The organism is Mucilaginibacter oryzae (assembly GCF_003148845.1).
Classification (GTDB): domain Bacteria; phylum Bacteroidota; class Bacteroidia; order Sphingobacteriales; family Sphingobacteriaceae; genus Mucilaginibacter; species Mucilaginibacter oryzae.
On the sequence record NZ_QGHA01000004.1, the window covers coordinates 277,733 to 294,683 of the forward strand.

Here is a 16,951-nt window from a genome sequence, read left to right on the forward strand (position 1 = left end):
TATCTGTTTAAAACTAAAAATCCTCAATATCCTCCAGGGAAGTTGAGGATTTTTAGTTTTAGTTCACCGTGCTCATGAGCGTTACAGGAACGTTCCTGCCGCTACAGTTTCATTGGTCGATTCGTCAACCAATATCATTGACCCTGTGATTCGGTTTTTCCGGTATCCATCAAAAACAACAGGTTGCGTGGTACGCAAACGTATTTTTACCATGTCGTTCATTTTGATATCGGCATTTTCCTCGTTTTTTTCGAGTGTGTTGATATCCAGTTTATAATAAACTTCTTTAATAATCGCCATCACCTCGCGGGTGGTGGTTTTCAAATAATATTTGGCGCCGGGGCGGGGTGCGCGGGTTGCCATCCAGCAAATCATAGCATCCAGATCCTGGCTTACCTCCGGTTCGCTTTCGTTTTTTACGATCATATCGCCGCGGCTTACATCGATGTCATCTTCCAGGGTAATTGATACCGACATCGGTGCAAAAGCTTCTTCAACCGGCCCCGAATAGGTATCTATGGATTTGATGACCGAAGTTAAACCTGATGGCAGTACAGTAACTTTATCGCCGGGTTTAAATATACCGCCTGCTATGCGGCCGGCGTAGCCACGGTAATCATGGTATTCCTCAGCATGCGGGCGTATCACGGTTTGTACCGGAAACCGCGCATCGGCATGGTTTTCATCGCCTGCGATGTGGATGGTTTCGAGGGTATGTAAAAGGCTGGTACCGGTATACCAGGGCATCGATGCGGATTCATTAACCACGTTATCGCCCGCGAGTGCACTGATCGGTATAAAGCGAATATCCTTTACATCAAGCTTGCCCGCAAAATCGGTGTATTGCTCAACAACCTTATTAAAAGCTTTTTCGCTGTAATCAACCAAATCCATTTTGTTTACGCAAACTACAATGTGCGGAATTCGCAATAGCGATGCGATGAACGAGTGGCGGCAGGTTTGTTCAACTACGCCTTTGCGGGCATCTATCAATACCAAGGCAACATTAGCGGTCGACGCGCCTGTAACCATGTTACGCGTATACTGGATGTGACCGGGCGTATCGGCTATAATAAATTTTCGTTTCGGCGTAGCGAAGTAACGATAGGCTACATCAATAGTAATACCCTGTTCGCGCTCAGAGCGCAGGCCATCTGTTAACAACGAAAGATCAACGTGTTGCAGGCCTTTGCGTTCGCTCGATTTCTTTACGGCCTCTATTTGGTCTTCAAAAATGGATTTTGAATCGTACAGCAAACGCCCGATCAGGGTACTCTTCCCGTCGTCGACACTGCCTGCCGTAGTAAAACGTAATAATTCCATGTGGTGGTATATTGTACTCCGGTTAATTAACCGAAGGTTTACTGATCAAATTTTAAAAATAACCTTGTTTTTTCCGGTCTTCCATCGATGTATCCGAGCGTTTGTCATCGCTGCGGTTGCCGCGCTCGGTACTACGGGTTGCTGATACCTCTGCAACAATTTTTTCCAATGTATCCGCTTCAGATTCGATACCGCCGGTAATTGTGATATCTCCGAGGGTACGGAAACGCATCAGTTTGTTTTCAATGGTTTCGCCTTCGCGCAACTGTAAAAACTCGGATGCCGGTAACCAGGTATTATCGCGATAAACAGCATTGCGCTGATGCGCGAAGTACAATGAAGGGATAGCAATATTTTCCTGGAGGATATAGTTCCAGATATCCATTTCGGTCCAGTTACTGATCGGGAATACACGGAAGTGTTCGCCCATACGCTTGCGGCCGTTAAAAATATTCCATAACTCGGGGCGTTGGTTTTTGGGATCCCACTGGCCAAACTCGTCGCGGTGACTGAAGAAACGTTCTTTAGCACGCGCCTTTTCTTCGTCGCGCCGGGCACCGCCGATAGCCGCGTCAATTTTATGGCTTTCGATGGTATCAAGCAGGGTAACTATCTGCAACTCGTTACGGCTGGCGTTGATGCCGCTTTCTTCAACCGCACGGCCTTTGTTTATCGATTCCTGCACCGAACCAACAATTAATTGTACGCCCAGGTTTTCAACCAGTTTGTCCCTGAAATCCATAGTTTCGGGAAAATTATGGCCGGTATCGATATGGATAAGCGGCATTGGTATTTTGGCAGGCCAGAAAGCTTTTTTGGCCAGGTGAGTAACCACTATCGAGTCTTTACCACCGGAAAATAATATGGCAGGACGATCAAACTGTGCAACCACTTCCCTGATCACGTAAATGGCTTCCGACTCCAGTTCCTGCAGATGAGTAAGATAATATTTATGCATTGTTAGCTATGAATACCCTGCTAATTCCACCTAAATAGTAGATTTTAGCTATTGAACTGCAATTATACATAATTATGCACAATTATAGTGCTATGTAATTGGAATTTAGCAAAGCCGGCAGAACAAATAGGTACAAAGCCATCGGGCAAAAACAGTTAGGCCCGCGTCTGGATTGTTTTGATCATTTGGTTAATAACATCCGGGGCGCCGGCATCAAACCAGGTAAAGTCCTGGTCTCGCCTAAACCAGGTAAGCTGCCTTTTAGCAAAGCGCCTGGTGTTTTGTTTGATGAGGGCGATGGCTTCATCAAGCGTGGCCTTCCCGTCAAAATAATCAAACACTTCCGAATAACCTACGGTATTTAAAGCATTCAGATGCCGGTAAGGCAGGAGCGATCGCACTTCTTCAATCAGTCCTTGTTGTACCATTAAATCTACCCGGAGGTTGATGCGCCCGTAGAGCTTTTCGCGCGGCATATCAAGTGCAAGCTTCACAATATTAAAAGGTCGTTTATTGAAATTGGCATTACGGAAAGATGAAAAAGGTTTGCCTGAGGTTTCAAAAACATCCAATGCCCTGATAATGCGTTGCGGGTTGTTCAAATCAACTTCGGCGTAATAATCCGGGTCAACTTCTTTAAGGCGTTGCTGTAGGTAACTTATGCCTTTCTGCTGTAATTCGAGATTTAACTTGTCGCGTATTTCAGGATCGGCTGTAGGCAAATCGTCAAAGCCTTCGCAGATGGCTTTGATGTATAGTCCTGATCCACCAGCCATGATTACTTTATCATGCGTTTTAAAAAGCTCATTCAAAAGTGGTAAGCCCTGTCGCTCAAAATCACCTACTGAGAAATTTTCCGTTATCGAATGCGAATCAATAAAATAGTGTTTGGCGGCGGCAAGCTCATCAGTATCAGGCTTGGCTGTGCCGATACTCATCTCCCTGAAAAACTGCCTTGAATCGGCAGATACAACAACCGTATTGAAATGCTGCGCCAACTTAATGGCAACCGCAGTTTTACCAACAGCGGTTGGGCCGGCAACTACAATAAGGGAAGCCCCCTCTAAATCTTCTATGGAAGGGGAAACTTTTAATAATTGATTTGGTGTTTTAGTTAAACTATTCATTTAAAGGCCCTCCCTTCCGGGGAGGGGTGGGTGGGGTACTAATAGTCATCACTACTGCCACCACGGTGCGATCTGTCGTCGTCATCAAAGTTTTCATCGTCGCTAAACTCGTTGCTGAACTCGTCTTCCTCTTCTTCCTCGTCGTGGCCGGAAACTCCTTTTTCTTCCGGCAGTTCTTCGGTATCAGTAACTTCCGAAAAATCTTCGGCATCCTCAGGGTTGAAGGCCATTTCGTTCAAAAAGTCAAAATCTTCTGTTGTTGGCGGTAACACGGTTGGGTTAAATACATTGCCGAATTGTTTAGGCGCCTCGCCAACTGATTTTACAACCAAAGGATAGGTAGTACCTGGTTTTTCATCTAAAATGATCTTCAGTAGTTCAACATGAAAATCAAAAGGGCGATCAAAATTAAAGGTGTAATAAAATTTCTGGTGCGGATCATCAATATAACTTGATAATTTCACTTTGCCCATTAAGGCCACGCCACGGTCAATGCGTCTTTGGTTTGGCATAAAAGTTATTTCCTCACCTTTGGTCCATTGATCATTACTGATATAGAATGATGAAGAATATTCCGGATTATAACCGGTTGACTGATGAATTGCGCGGTGAAGATCTTCGAAAGTTTGGTTCGATTTAACGTCAATCTCTCTCGTAACGTCATCATAGTCTTCAAAAGTAACCCTGAACCTGTATAGTGCCATTGTTTATAGTGGAATTTTGGACAAAAATAATGTTTTAATTTAATTTGTGTCAGCCACAACTTTTAAGCCAATTTCCAAACCTTTGGCTATGGTAAAGCTTAAAGCGGCTTCGCGGGTGTTAGGTATTTCGCCTTCCAGGATAGCTTCGCGGATCTGGTTTTTGATAATGCCAACTTCGCGGCCTTCCTTTAAGCCAAATAACTGCATGATATCGTTACCGGTAACCGGCGGCTGCCAGTTACGGATGCTGTCGCGCTCTTCAACATCTTTTAATTTTTGTTGAACAAGCTCAAAATTGTTACGATACTTTTTGATCTTATACTCGTTTTTGGTGGTGATGTCCGCTTTACACAACAGCATCAATCCCTCAATATCATCGCCTGCCTCAAAAAGCAAACGTCTAACCGCCGAATCGGTAACGATAGACTGAGCCAGCACAATAGGCCTCAGGTGCAGCTGCACCAGCTTTTGCACCTGTTTCATTTTTTCGTTGAGCGGCAGTTTTAACTGGGTGAATATTTTGGGCACCATGCGCGCGCCTTTATCCTCGTGGCCATGAAATGTCCAGCCGTGGCCCGGCTCAAAACGCTTGGTTGCAGGCTTGGCAATATCATGCAATATGGCGGCCCAGCGTAGCCAAAGGTCGGGCGTGGTTTCGCAAATGTTATCCAACACCTGCAGGGTATGGTAAAAGTTATCTTTATGGCCTTTGCCATCAATATAATCAACCCCATAAAGGGCAACCATCTGCGGAAAAATTTTGTGCAGCAGTTTAGTGTCAAACAGGTAATTAAACCCGATTGATGGTACCGGCGACAGGATGATCTTGTTCAACTCGTCGGTAATGCGCTCCTGCGAGATAATGCTGATCCTGTCGGCAGTGTTTTTAATAGCCTCAACCGCGATATCATCAATTTTAAAATTGAGCTGGGTAGCAAACCTGATGGCCCGCATCATACGCAGCGGATCATCCGAAAATGTCTCGTTAGGATTGAGTGGGGTGCGGATCAGTTTATCATGAAGGTCCTGGATGCCATTGAAAGGATCGAGCAATTCGCCGTAGGTATCGGGGTGCAGGGAAATGGCCAGCGCGTTGATGGTGAAATCGCGCCGTTTCTGGTCGTCTTCCAGCGTGCCGTTTTCAACAATGGGTTTGCGCGAATCGCGGCGGTACGATTCTTTGCGGGCGCCTACAAACTCAATTTCCAGGTCCTGGTATTTGAGCGATGCCGTGCCGAAGTTTTTATACACCGCCAATTTAACTTTCAGCGTTTTGGCTACCGCTTCGGCAAAGTCGATGCCGTTGCCAATTACCACGATATCGATATCCTTTGATGGGCGGTTTAAAAAAATATCGCGCACAAAACCACCTATAGCATAAGCCTGTACATTTTGCTGGCCCGCCAACCGGGAAATAACAGAAAATACGGGATGCCTGAGGTGTTGCTGCATGGTTTGATGCTTGAAAACGCTAATAAGGGTACAAAGGTAAGATTAATTAGGGATTGTGCATCCTGTAGTTGCAAACTACAGATATAGTGTGTTTGAAGTTTAAAACTTCGGATAGCGGAGACGATAATGTTTTATTGTCCTTGCGCTCGTTTGCAACGAGCGCTTAACGTGGTTTCGCGATTGCATCGCGCGGTTTGCGTTTTAAACGCAAACCCATATTAAGCGCTCGTTGCAAACCCATATTAAGCGCTCGTTGCAAACCCATATTAAGCGCTCGTTGCAAACGAGCGCAAGAATGTTATATTGAAATACTTTTGCCTAACCTCTAATCTCCAGTCTCTAATCTCCTATCGCCTCAAAAACTCAAACTTCCCATCCGGAGCCAATCTCATGATAGTGGATGGCGTTTTGATCTCCTTGCTATGCTGCTCCAGGTCAACCACGTAATCAACCCCGTCAATAATCTCCTGGTCAACCTGCGAAAAATATTGCGGTGATGCTTTACCGCTGATATTGGCGGATGTAGAAACCAATGGTTTACGCAAACGCTGAATCAATTGCTGGCAAAAAGGCATATTTTTTACTATCCTGATGCCTACGCTTCCATCGGCAGCGATAACAGCGGACGAAATATTTTTAGCGCCGGGCATTACCAGCGTTAAAGGGTTCTCGGCGTATTCAATCAGGTCGTAGGCTAACGGATTAACTTCCGCGATATAGCTTTCCAGTTTATTTTCGGTATCCAGCAAAATGATCATGCTTTTGGCTTCGTCGCGCTGTTTCAGGCGGTAGATCTTCTGGATGGCTTCGGTGTTGGTGGCATCGCAGCCAATACCCCAAATGGTATCGGTAGGGTAAAGGATAATGCCGCCTTCCTGAACAACTTTCAGCGCTTTGGCTACTTCGTCTTTAAGCATGGTTCAATATATTTTGGTAAAGCCGCGTTAGCTGCAGGCTCAGTTTATCATCAGTAAAATTGGCTGCATAAGCGCGGCCTTTGGTTATCATGGTTTGCCTTAACCGGCTATCTTCAAGTACCTGGTTTATTTTTGCAGCAAGGTTTGTATCATCATCCGGGTTAACGTACAGGCTGTCCGGTCCGCCTGCCTCCTCAAGGCATGAACCTGTGGCGGCAATTACCGGTAAGCCTGAATTCAGGGCTTCCAATACCGGTATGCCGAACCCTTCATACCTCGACGGATAAACAAATATGGTTGCCAGCTGATAAACGGCAGGTAACTCGGTAAAGGTAACATCTTTTAAAAATATTACCCTGTTGCTTAAGTTGTTTGCAGTAAGGTAATTCTTAACCTCTTCTGCATATTTAGTTTCTTTACCTACAACAACCAGTGGTGTGCCGTTATTTACATTTTGCAAAGCCTTAACCGTTAGCAGCAGGTTTTTGCGCTCCTCGATAGTGCCTACACTTAATATAAATGTTTCGGGCAGGTTGTATTTATCTTTTACTGCAGACTTTTGCGCGACGGTTTGCTCAAGAGCGAAAACAGGATCACATCCCTGGTAAACCACTTCGATTTTTCCGGAACCGATGCCAAGCAACTCAATCAGGTCATCTTTTGTTTTTTGGCTGATGGCGATGATCTTATCCGCAAATTTACAGGCATGTTTAACCTTAGCCAGGTAAATGCGGTAATTAACCGGACCAAACTGTTTGGGGTACCGCATAAAAATCAGATCGTGTATGGTAACTACCGATCTGATACCTGTTTTTTCGATGCCCGATGGCAATTCGTGGCTCAGTCCATGATACAGATCAATGTCATCTCGCAGCAAATCTTTAACAATACCTCTGCTCCGCCACCACGAGGTAAACCATTTGCTTTTGGGCGTTACAGTACGGATGTTTGGAAAATTGCCAATGAAACTGAGCCGCGGATTGGCTTTGGCTTTCGGCGTGTAAAGATAGAGCGTATTGGCCGGATTGACGGATGCGAAGCCTTTAATTAACCAGCGACTGTAATTGCCCAGGCCGGTGTTATTGTAAAAAGCGCGTTTGGCATCGTATCCTATCTTCATGTTTAAGTCTTGAGTCGGAAGTTTAAAGTTCTAAGTCGCTTTTAAAATTTAAAGCCATAAGCGAAGGCTCGGAAAATTATCCATGCCATCACTTATGACTTTAAACTTACGACTTCAGACTATATTATACCGCTACGTTGTTTTCACGCAGGGCGTCGTTTAGGGATGTTTTTTTATCTGTCGATTCTTTGCGGGTGCCGATAATCAGGGCGCAAGGCACCTGGTATTCACCTGCCGCGAATTTTTTGGTGTATGAGCCGGGGATCACTACCGAACGGGCAGGAACACGGCCTTTATATTCAACCGGGGTGCTGTGGGTTACGTCGATAATTTTGGTTGATGCAGTTAAAACCACGTTAGCGCCTAACACGGCTTCGTGTTCAACATGTACGCCTTCAACCACAATAGCGCGCGAGCCTAAAAAGCAGTTATCTTCAATAATTACCGGTGCAGCCTGTAATGGCTCCAAAACGCCGCCGATGCCAACACCGCCGCTTAAGTGAACGTGTTTGCCAATTTGTGCGCATGAACCTACGGTAGCCCAGGTATCAACCATGGTGCCTTCATCAACATAAGCGCCAATGTTTACGTACGATGGCATCATGATAACGCCTTTGGCCAGGTATGCGCCATAACGGGCAATGCCGTGGGGTACTACGCGTACACCGGTTTGTTTATAATCAGTTTTAAGCTTCATTTTATCATGAAACACAAACGGACCGGTTTTAATTTCTTCCATCTGCCTGGTAGGGAAATACAAAACAACCGCTTTCTTAACCCACTCATTAACATGCCAGCGCGAACCAAGTGGTTCGGCTACACGGATTTCGCCTTTATCTAACCGCTCAATAACGGTTTCAATAGCGTTAGTGTATTCATTAAAATTAAGCAGGTTCCTGTCTTCCCAGGCCTCTTCAATCAGTTTTTTGAGATCTTGCATTGGTAAAATTAAACTTTTGGCAAATTAAAGGATTTTTAGGGAATTATGGTTGATTTTAAAGAGAATGCGATGTAAGCCTGGTTTCGTTAATATGGAATCCGTTATATGCCTGCGCTGTGAGATTACAAAAAGGAATTTGCCGGTTTAAAATGTAAAAGCAGTTATCTAATTTTACCTCCCGGCTGCTTTTTGTAAATATAGTGTGATGGATAAGCAACGTAATTTTTATAAGGATGTATTATTAGGCGTAGCCGTGGGCGATGCGCTTGGTGTTCCGGTTGAATTTAAATCGCGCGAAAGTATAGCTCAAATGCCGGTTAATGATATGGCTGGCTTTGGTACGCATGATCAGCCGCCCGGTACATGGTCTGACGATAGCTCGCTGACTTTTTGCCTTGCCGATGTTTTAGCCGATAATTATGATCTGCAAAAAATTGCCGATAGCTTTGTTGGTTGGTTATATGACGAACAGTGGACTGCACATGGTGAAGTGTTTGATGTTGGATTTGCTACCCGAAATGCCATCGAACGGGTTTTGCGAAAAGTGCGCCCCGATTTGGCAGGTGGTTTTGAAGTGTCGTCAAACGGAAACGGATCATTGATGCGGATTTTGCCGCTGCTGTTTTATATCAAAGATAAGCCCATAAACGAACGTTTTGCTATTACTAAAGCTGTTTCTTCAATAACTCATGCTCATGTACGTTCGGTTATTGCCTGCTTTTATTACCTCGAATTTGCAGGTAAATTACTAACGGGTAATGATCGTTTTATTACGTACCATGAGTTAAAGAATGAAGTAAGTTCATTTTTAAATTCGACAACTATCAGCCCCGACGAAATTTTGTTATTTAACCGTTTGCTGAAGGAGAATATTTATGAATTGCCCGAAGCCGAAATACAAAGCAGCGGCTACGTGCTGCATACCCTTGAAGCCAGCATATGGTGTTTACTCAACACCTCAAATTATGCAGAAGCTGTATTAAAAGCCGTAAATTTGGGGCTTGATACTGATACAACCGGCGCGGTAACCGGCGGATTGGCTGCTTTGTGTTATAGCCACGAGACTATCCCAGAGCATTGGAAGCTGATGCTGGCCCGCAATAAGGATATTGAAGCTTTAGCCGACAGGTTGGCCAATAAGTATGAAAGGAACAATTAAAAATGCCCGAAAAAGAAAAACTCAGAATAGATAAATACCTGTGGGCCATTCGCCTGTTTAAAACCCGTACGTTGGCTGCCGATGCCTGTAAGGCCGGGCGGGTAAAGCTGGATGGTAAAAACATCAAACCATCGTACGAGGTTAAATTAGGCGATGTGTACCAGGTAGCCAAAGGGATTGAACGCAAAGTGGTGAGGGTTGTGGGCCTGCTCGAAAACCGGGTTGATGCCAAAACTGCCGTTGGTTTTTACGAAGATATCACCCCGGTTGAACAAACCCAGGCCTTCAAATCCATGTTTCATGCACCCATACTTAAACGCGACAGGGGAACGGGCAGGCCAACAAAAGCCGACAGACGCGAAATTGATGATTTGAAGGATAATTTTTTTGAAACGGAGGAAGAGGAGTAACCCCCCAGCCCCCTAAAGGGGGAGACTTAGAATCAACTCGGGTTTGAGCTCCCCCTTTAGGGGGCTGGGGGGCTCAATAATGCTCCTTATGCTCCGTACTTTCCCAAAGTTTAAAAGCCTGTATAGCCTCATCGCGCAGTAATTGGGAGAAAGGCAGTTTGCGGCTTTCCATATCGCGCTCCAGTTCATCATAAATAAAATGGTCGTCAAAACCTATGGCTGCAGCGTCGGCCTTGGTATTGGCGTAATAAATTTTATCGATGCGTGCCCAGTAAATGGCGCCGAGGCACATGGGGCAGGGTTCGCAGCTGGTATAAATTTCGCAGCCGGCCAGGTTGTAGGTGCCTAATTCCTGGCAAGCCAGGCGGATTACCGATACCTCGGCATGGGCCGTAGGGTCGTTAGTGGGTACTACCCGGTTGGCGCTCCGGGCCACAATCATACCATCTTTCACAATAACGGCACCAAACGGACCGCCCATTCCCCGCCTGACATTATCTTCCGAAAGCTCAATAGCTATGCGCATAAATTTTTCGTGTGCCGCGTTTTCCATATGTTTTTTTGATAGTAGGTTAATTTGAAGATAGACTAAGTTTTTTCAGCTTTAAAACTTTGCACCAATAACTCATTTTCAAATTATGCTGTGCTCTCTAAAAATAGAAAACCCCAACCGGAGTTGAGGTTTTAATTTAAAAATGTGACAATTGATAATTTGACGATTACAGGCAATGTTCAAATCGCCGCATCATCAAATTTTTAAAATTGATGTTATTTTTTGTCTTTAGCGTAGGCTTCGTTAAGGCGTTTCACAACGTCTAAAGTAACGTCTAAACTTGGATCGCCGTAAAGTACGGTTGGGTTAGCTTTTGAATAAGTTAACACCATTTTGTAGCCTTTTTCTTTAGCGTAACCTTTAACAAAATCGGCGATTTTATCATAAAGTTTAGCGTTTTCGGAAGCCTGCTCATTCTGAAACTCGGCGCCCGCGTTTTGCGAATAACCTTGCAGCTCCTGTTGTTTTTTAGCTAAGCGTTGCTCAGTAGCCTGGCGTTGATCGGCCGGCATGGTAGCTGCATTTTTCTGGTATTCGGCAACCTCGCGCTGAAATGCCTGGCCGCGGCCTTGTAGGTCGGCTTGCGATGCTTTACCTTTTTCTTCTAAACGTTTAGAAAGATCTTTAAAATAATCGTATTTGTTTAGTAACGAATCCGAGTTTACATAAACAATAGCTTCTTTATCGGGCGTTGCCGTGGTGGTTGCAGCAGCCGGTTTATCGGCGGTTTTATTTTGAGTACAGGCGGCAATGCTACCTGCAATTGCTAATCCTAAAGTAAGTTTGGTTAAAACTGAAGCACTGGTTTTCATTTTGTCAATTCTGAAAAATATTGTAAAATTTTGACAAAGATAATCTTTCGTGGCAAGTATCCTAATTTAGATTTGGGATTTTGGATGTTCGATTTTGGATTTGTTTTTGTGGATTAAACCGGTTAATTTTTGTTTTTTGGGATTACACCGATTGGATCTTGATTACCCCAATTTCAGGTAAGGGGTTTAAATAGATCCTCCTTCCGGCTCTTGGACAAGCGGTATTTTGATTTGGGATTCATTTTCCATTACACCGGTTAATTTTTGATTACCCCGATTTCTGTTTTCAGAATTACACTGATTTTGACTGCTGATGATTTTTTGCGTTGATTTTGCTGATTTTTTCTGAACAGGAATTTCTCCAATGGAAGAATTATGAAATTTTTGCCTGGCGCTTTAAAATTCTGGCTGTTCTGTTAATTCACTAATTCCGGTTCAGCTAATAAAGCAAATTCTGGTTCTGACAAATTCTGTTAATCCTAAAATTCTGTAAATTCTGATTCAGACAATCCCGGTTCTGACAAATTCCACAACCGTACTTTTATCCACAAATAATCGTTATTATGGGGTATTTTTTGTAAGTTTGAAGATTGTTTCATTAAATAAATATGAGCGAAGAAATTCAGGACAAATCCAATTATTCAGCAGATAATATACAGGTTTTAGAAGGTTTGGAAGCGGTGCGTAAGCGCCCTTCGATGTATATAGGCGATACCGGTGTTAAAGGTTTGCACCATCTTGTGTATGAAGTAGTTGATAACTCCATTGATGAAGCCCTGGCTGGTTACTGTGATGATATAAAGGTTACTATACACGTTGGCAACTCCATTACCGTAGCTGATAACGGCCGCGGTATCCCTACAGGCATCAATACCAAAGAAGGTAAATCGGCGCTTGAAATAGTAATGACCGTTTTGCACGCCGGCGGCAAATTTGATAAGGATACTTACAAAGTATCGGGCGGTTTGCACGGTGTGGGTGTAAGTTGCGTAAACGCGCTATCAACCCACGTTAAAACTATAGTTCACCGAGAAGGTAAAATTTTTACGCAGGAGTACGAGCGTGGTAAACCGATGTTCGAGGTGAAGGCGATAGGCGAATCGGACAAAACCGGTACTATCCAAACTTTCCAGCCCGACCCGGAAATTTTTACCACCACTACCGAATATAAATATGATACCCTTGCCGCCCGTTTGCGCGAACTTTCGTTCCTGAACAAAGGCATCCGCCTGAGTTTAACCGATGAACGCGAAATAATGGAGGACGGTACCTTCCGCAGTGAGGAGTTTTACTCGCAAGGTGGCTTACGCGAATTTGTTAAGTTTTTAGATGGCACCCGCACACCGATCATCCCCGAGCCAATTTATGTAGACGGCAATAAAGGCGGTATCCCGGTTGAGTTGGCCCTGCAATACAATGATACCTACAGCGAAAACGTATTCTCGTACGTAAATAACATCAACACCATCGAGGGTGGTACACATGTGGCAGGTTTCCGCCGTGGTTTAACCCGTACTTTAAAGGCATATGCCGATAAAGAAGGTTTGCTGAAAAACGTAAAAGTGGAGATTAGCGGTGATGACTTCCGCGAAGGCCTTACCGCCGTAGTATCGGTAAAAGTGCAGGAACCGCAGTTTGAAGGCCAAACCAAAACCAAGTTGGGCAACAACGAGGTGATGGGAGCGGTTGACGTAGCCGTTGGCGAAATTTTAGGTAACTTTTTGGAAGAAAACCCTAAAGAAGCCCGACTGATTGTGAATAAAGTGATCCTTGCGGCCACTGCCCGCGCAGCCGCCCGTAAAGCGCGCGAAATGGTACAACGCAAAAGCGTGATGACAGGTTCGGGCTTGCCAGGTAAACTGTCAGACTGTGCCAACTCAGATCCAACCCTTTGCGAGTTGTTTTTAGTAGAAGGTGACTCGGCGGGTGGTACCGCCAAGCAGGGCCGTAACCGCGAGTACCAGGCTATTTTGCCATTACGTGGTAAGATCCTGAACGTGGAGAAAGCCATGGAACACAAAATTTACGAAAACGAAGAGATCAAGAACATGTTTACCGGCCTGGGCGTTAGCCGCGGTACGCCTGAGGATGATAAAGCGCTCAACTTAACCAAGCTCCGCTACCATAAAATCATCATCATGACGGATGCCGACGTGGACGGATCGCACATTACCACATTGATCTTAACCTTCTTTTTCCGTTACATGAAAGAGTTGGTTGAGGCTGGTTATGTGTACATTGCTTCGCCGCCGCTATACCAGGTTAAAAAAGGTAAAGAGTACGAATATTGCTGGAACGACGCGCAGCGTGATGCGGCTATACAGCGCCTTAAAGGTGCCGGTAAAGAAGATAGCGTACATGTGCAACGTTACAAAGGTTTGGGCGAGATGAACGACATCCAGCTTTGGGAAACTACCATGAACCCGGCAACCCGTACCCTAAAACGCGCCACCATCGAAAATGCCGCCGAGTGCGATCATACATTCAGCATGCTTATGGGTGATGAGGTTGCGCCACGCCGCGAGTTTATTGAGCGCAACGCTAAATATGCCAAGATAGATTCGTAAAGCCCCCCGGCCCCCTGAAGGGGGAGGGATGGTTGATATAAAAAAAGCCTGTTTCTTTTTGGAGGACAGGCTTTTTTTATATCTTGATTAGCTTTCCTTTATAAACCACTTTCCCGTTCAGTTCAATCACATAAACATAAACGCCCGATGCAAGCCTTACCGGGATGCTGTTCTGTAACCCGTTAAAGTTTTGGCTGATGTTGAGCCTGCCGTCAATACCATATAGTTTAATCTGATAATTGTTGATATCGCCGCTCAGGATGTTAAGTTGATCAGCAACAGGGTTGGGATAAATTACAAACTGTTGAGGTTGCAGGTAAGTGGCGTCGGCAAGGTTGGAATAGATGATGCTACCCGTAACGGTAGTTAATTGGGCGCGATAGGTTTGTTTGCCTTTTTTTAGGTTACCATCGGTATACTGGTAGCTGGTAGCAGCGCTTACGGGTATGGTAGCTAAAGTTGTAAAGATGCCGGGTGAAGTCAATTTTTCCCAGCTGATTGTTTTAAGGTTGAAGTAAGTGCCCAAATTTAAGCTGAGCACCGCGGCATTGTTAATAATGCCCGCCAGTAATGTTTTTACATAGCAGCCTACACCCTGTGTAGTAACATCAATTGTGTAGCTTTTTATCCCTTCAAAGCCATTCCCGGCGGCGCTGACCGCGTAGTATACCGATGTTTGGCTTGATGCCGGGACAATCATCATGGTATCGGCAGTGGTTGAGAGCTTTTGCAGCAGGTTATCTTTGATAGTATAAACCGTGTAGCCCTGGCTGCCCGCTTGCGGAGGCCATTGCAATAGCGTGCCATCGGTACAGTTATATCCAACATTTAAAGCCAGGGGGCGCGAAATGCTGAATGGTTTGCTGTAATAGGTTTGTTGCCCTGTCTCCATTTTAAGCATCGCCCTGGTAAAAACATCCGGGCTATGCCAGGTATAGTATTTTGCTTTCAGCGAGGCGTTTGCAAGCTCGTGCCAGGATGCCCCATGATCATAGCTCACGCTTATTTTACCTTGAACATCCGGAAAGGAGCTTTGCCAGCGTAGGTAATTATCATCATCGGCAAAAAGCTGATCGTTTGCGGAAGGGTAGATCCACTCAAAATGATTGGCTTGGATGCTGCGATAAGCGATATGGAATTGTTGACGCGCAGTTGTTACCCTGCTGCCTTTAACCTGTATGGTGTAAACTCCCGCTGCCGGGTTGGTTAACGTTACCTGCTCAACATTATTAATGGTATCCATCTTCCTGGTTGCCGGGGCTTTAAGCGAATCTGCAGAAGGGAAGCTGCTTAACACCCAGGGTAAAATCGTCTGGCCGCCCGGCGTGATAACCCGGAGGTCAAGGTTGTTGACCAGTGCCTTGCTGGTGTTAATACCGGCAGGTATATCGTTCCAGGCCAGGGTCACTTTAAATTCTTTACAGCTATCCGGAATGGCGACCTGGTAGCTGGTTTCGCCGGCGTTGGTGACCGAGCCGCTGATGAATTGTTTATTATTAACAGTCCGGATAGCTTCAAGGGCATTGAGGCTGCCGTAGCCCGATTTAAAGCTGGGGCCGGGTGTATCGCCAACTGCATCGGCAGTATTAATCAGGATGCTTTTTATTAAAGCTGCCGAAGGCTGGTGACCGGTTTGTTTTTTATAAGCCTGCTGCAACAGGGCCACCGCGCCCGAAGTTAACGCGGCTGCTCCCGACGTTCCATCTTCGCCATCGGCAATAATTTCGGGTTTAACGCGCCCGTCGAATGTGGGTCCGGCCGAACTTAGTTCTTCCGCAATACCGGTACGGCCGGTGCCCCCAACTACCAGCACATTTTTGGCCTGTTTAAAATCTCCCGAAAGATTGGCAAAGCCGTTAATCCCGGCGTAAATTCCGGTTTCCGGGGCCGTATTGCCTATATTACCTGATGAAAATACATGCACAAGTGAATCATTTTCAACAATCTGCTTATCGTAAGCGGCGGGCTCTGTACCGTAATAATTTTCGATGCCGGTACCGTAAGAGTGGTTTTGTACCGAAATATTAAATTTTTTAAAAGTTTCATCACTATCGGGCATCAGGTTTTCGAAGGTTGATGAAGTAAACCTCACTTCGGGTGCCGTGCCTTTGCCTTTGATGTAGGAGTTGGCGTTACCGCCAATCAAAGTAGCCATGGTAGTGGCATGGCCGGAAGTTATAGAAGCTGTGTTAAATGAATGGAAAGACCGGCCTAACAGATCAAGGTCGTCATCATACCTGTTTTCCTTTAGCGCTACATTAATGTCTTTTCCGGTTATTTCGGGCTGGTTGGCCCGGATAGCCGATATGGTATTTACGCCGAGATCAATATCGTTTACGGCAAGTTCTTCGTGGGCCTGGCGCACCTCGTTAGCAAATAGTACAAAATTGTTTTGAAGCAACTCAGGGAGGTTTTCATTTTTTATGTTGATCCGTACAAGGTTACCTGCCCGGGTAATTACCTTGCCTATGGAATTTAAACGGGCGATGGCACTATCTGAAGCCGTTACCGCAACCTCGATAGTTTGCGTTTTATCGGGATGTTTTTGCCAGGTTTTTACAAGGTTGTCTGTCGCTTTCCATAGCGGTGTAGCAATATAAATATCCTTAACATTGGGATCGGCACTGAGTTGGGGGGAGTGGGATACGATAAAGTAGTTATAGGTGATCTGTTTCAGGATGTGGTATTGATGCTGGGCCTTAAGCGGATCATTAAATTTAACAAGATAGGTTTGATTGGTATTGCTTAAACCTGGTGTCGCGGCATTCGGCGCTTTATATATCAATGCAACGGCTTTATCACTCATGGGCTTTTGCGACCAGGACAGTTTGAAGCAGAGCAAAAGCAATATTGAAATAAGTACGGTTTTAGTCATAGGCGGTTGATGTGGCAAAACCACAAAAGGGAAG

At 45.2% G+C, this 16,951-nt stretch carries 14 protein-coding genes; 3 read left to right on the forward strand and 11 right to left on the reverse strand.

Translation table 11 applies throughout. The features are described from left to right. Nucleotides 1-81: 81 nt before the first annotated feature. From cysN to LX99_RS13060, 8 genes are all read right to left on the reverse strand, one after another. Entirely contained in the window at nt 82-1,323 is a 1,242-nt protein-coding gene (gene cysN / locus LX99_RS13025; protein WP_109608272.1) for a sulfate adenylyltransferase subunit CysN, read from the reverse strand. Between the two features lie 52 nt (nt 1,324-1,375). Beyond that, entirely contained in the window at nt 1,376-2,281 is a 906-nt protein-coding gene (gene cysD / locus LX99_RS13030; protein ID WP_109608273.1) for a sulfate adenylyltransferase subunit CysD, read from the reverse strand. A gap of 155 nt (nt 2,282-2,436) precedes the next feature. Further along, on the reverse strand, nt 2,437-3,408 hold the full coding sequence (gene miaA, locus LX99_RS13035) for a tRNA (adenosine(37)-N6)-dimethylallyltransferase MiaA (protein WP_109608274.1): 972 nt from the start codon (nt 3,406-3,408) through the stop codon (nt 2,437-2,439). Between the two features lie 38 nt (nt 3,409-3,446). Then, complete coding sequence (locus tag LX99_RS13040; RefSeq protein WP_022832354.1) at nt 3,447-4,112, reverse strand: IS1096 element passenger TnpR family protein; 666 nt, start codon at nt 4,110-4,112, stop codon at nt 3,447-3,449. A gap of 39 nt (nt 4,113-4,151) precedes the next feature. Then, a complete protein-coding gene (locus LX99_RS13045) occupies nt 4,152-5,564 on the reverse strand; it encodes a CCA tRNA nucleotidyltransferase (RefSeq protein ID WP_109608275.1) in 1,413 nt (470 codons plus the stop codon). A 347-nt stretch (nt 5,565-5,911) separates the two neighbouring features. After that, on the reverse strand, nt 5,912-6,481 hold the full coding sequence (locus tag LX99_RS13050) for an L-threonylcarbamoyladenylate synthase (RefSeq protein ID WP_109608276.1): 570 nt from the start codon (nt 6,479-6,481) through the stop codon (nt 5,912-5,914). After that, nucleotides 6,474-7,601, reverse strand: a complete 1,128-nt coding sequence (locus LX99_RS13055) for a glycosyltransferase family 4 protein (RefSeq protein ID WP_109608277.1) — start codon at nt 7,599-7,601, stop codon at nt 6,474-6,476. The genes LX99_RS13050 and LX99_RS13055 overlap by 8 nt, the downstream gene beginning before the upstream one ends. A 124-nt stretch (nt 7,602-7,725) precedes the next feature. Then, on the reverse strand, nt 7,726-8,541 hold the full coding sequence (locus LX99_RS13060; protein WP_022832351.1) for a 2,3,4,5-tetrahydropyridine-2,6-dicarboxylate N-succinyltransferase: 816 nt from the start codon (nt 8,539-8,541) through the stop codon (nt 7,726-7,728). 205 nt (nt 8,542-8,746) lie between these two features. Here LX99_RS13060 and LX99_RS13065 point away from each other — a divergent pair, with 205 nt between their 5' ends. Both LX99_RS13065 and LX99_RS13070 read left to right on the forward strand, forming a co-directional pair. Then, nucleotides 8,747-9,700 carry an ADP-ribosylglycohydrolase family protein gene (locus LX99_RS13065; protein ID WP_109608278.1) on the forward strand — a complete coding sequence of 318 codons (954 nt, stop codon included), beginning with the start codon at nt 8,747-8,749 and terminating at the stop codon, nt 9,698-9,700. Between the two features lie 2 nt (nt 9,701-9,702). Next, on the forward strand, nt 9,703-10,110 hold the full coding sequence (locus LX99_RS13070; protein ID WP_109608279.1) for an RNA-binding S4 domain-containing protein: 408 nt from the start codon (nt 9,703-9,705) through the stop codon (nt 10,108-10,110). Nucleotides 10,111-10,183: 73 nt separating this feature from the next. On the opposite strand, the gene LX99_RS13075 is transcribed toward LX99_RS13070, so the two are convergent. Both LX99_RS13075 and LX99_RS13080 read right to left on the reverse strand, forming a co-directional pair. Further along, on the reverse strand, nt 10,184-10,663 hold the full coding sequence (locus LX99_RS13075) for a nucleoside deaminase (RefSeq protein WP_109608280.1): 480 nt from the start codon (nt 10,661-10,663) through the stop codon (nt 10,184-10,186). Between the two features lie 215 nt (nt 10,664-10,878). Beyond that, a complete protein-coding gene (locus tag LX99_RS13080) occupies nt 10,879-11,475 on the reverse strand; it encodes an OmpH family outer membrane protein (protein WP_109608281.1) in 597 nt (198 codons plus the stop codon). A 608-nt stretch (nt 11,476-12,083) separates the two neighbouring features. On the opposite strand from LX99_RS13080, the gene gyrB reads away from it, so the two are divergent. Next, nucleotides 12,084-14,042, forward strand: coding sequence for a DNA topoisomerase (ATP-hydrolyzing) subunit B (gene gyrB, locus LX99_RS13085; protein WP_109608282.1), 1,959 nt, complete (start codon nt 12,084-12,086; stop codon nt 14,040-14,042). A 76-nt stretch (nt 14,043-14,118) separates the two neighbouring features. Here gyrB and LX99_RS13090 read toward each other — a convergent pair whose 3' ends face one another. Next, nucleotides 14,119-16,917: a S8 family peptidase gene (locus LX99_RS13090; RefSeq protein ID WP_109608283.1), complete on the reverse strand. Its 2,799-nt coding sequence runs from the start codon at nt 16,915-16,917 to the stop codon at nt 14,119-14,121. Nucleotides 16,918-16,951: the final 34 nt, after the last annotated feature.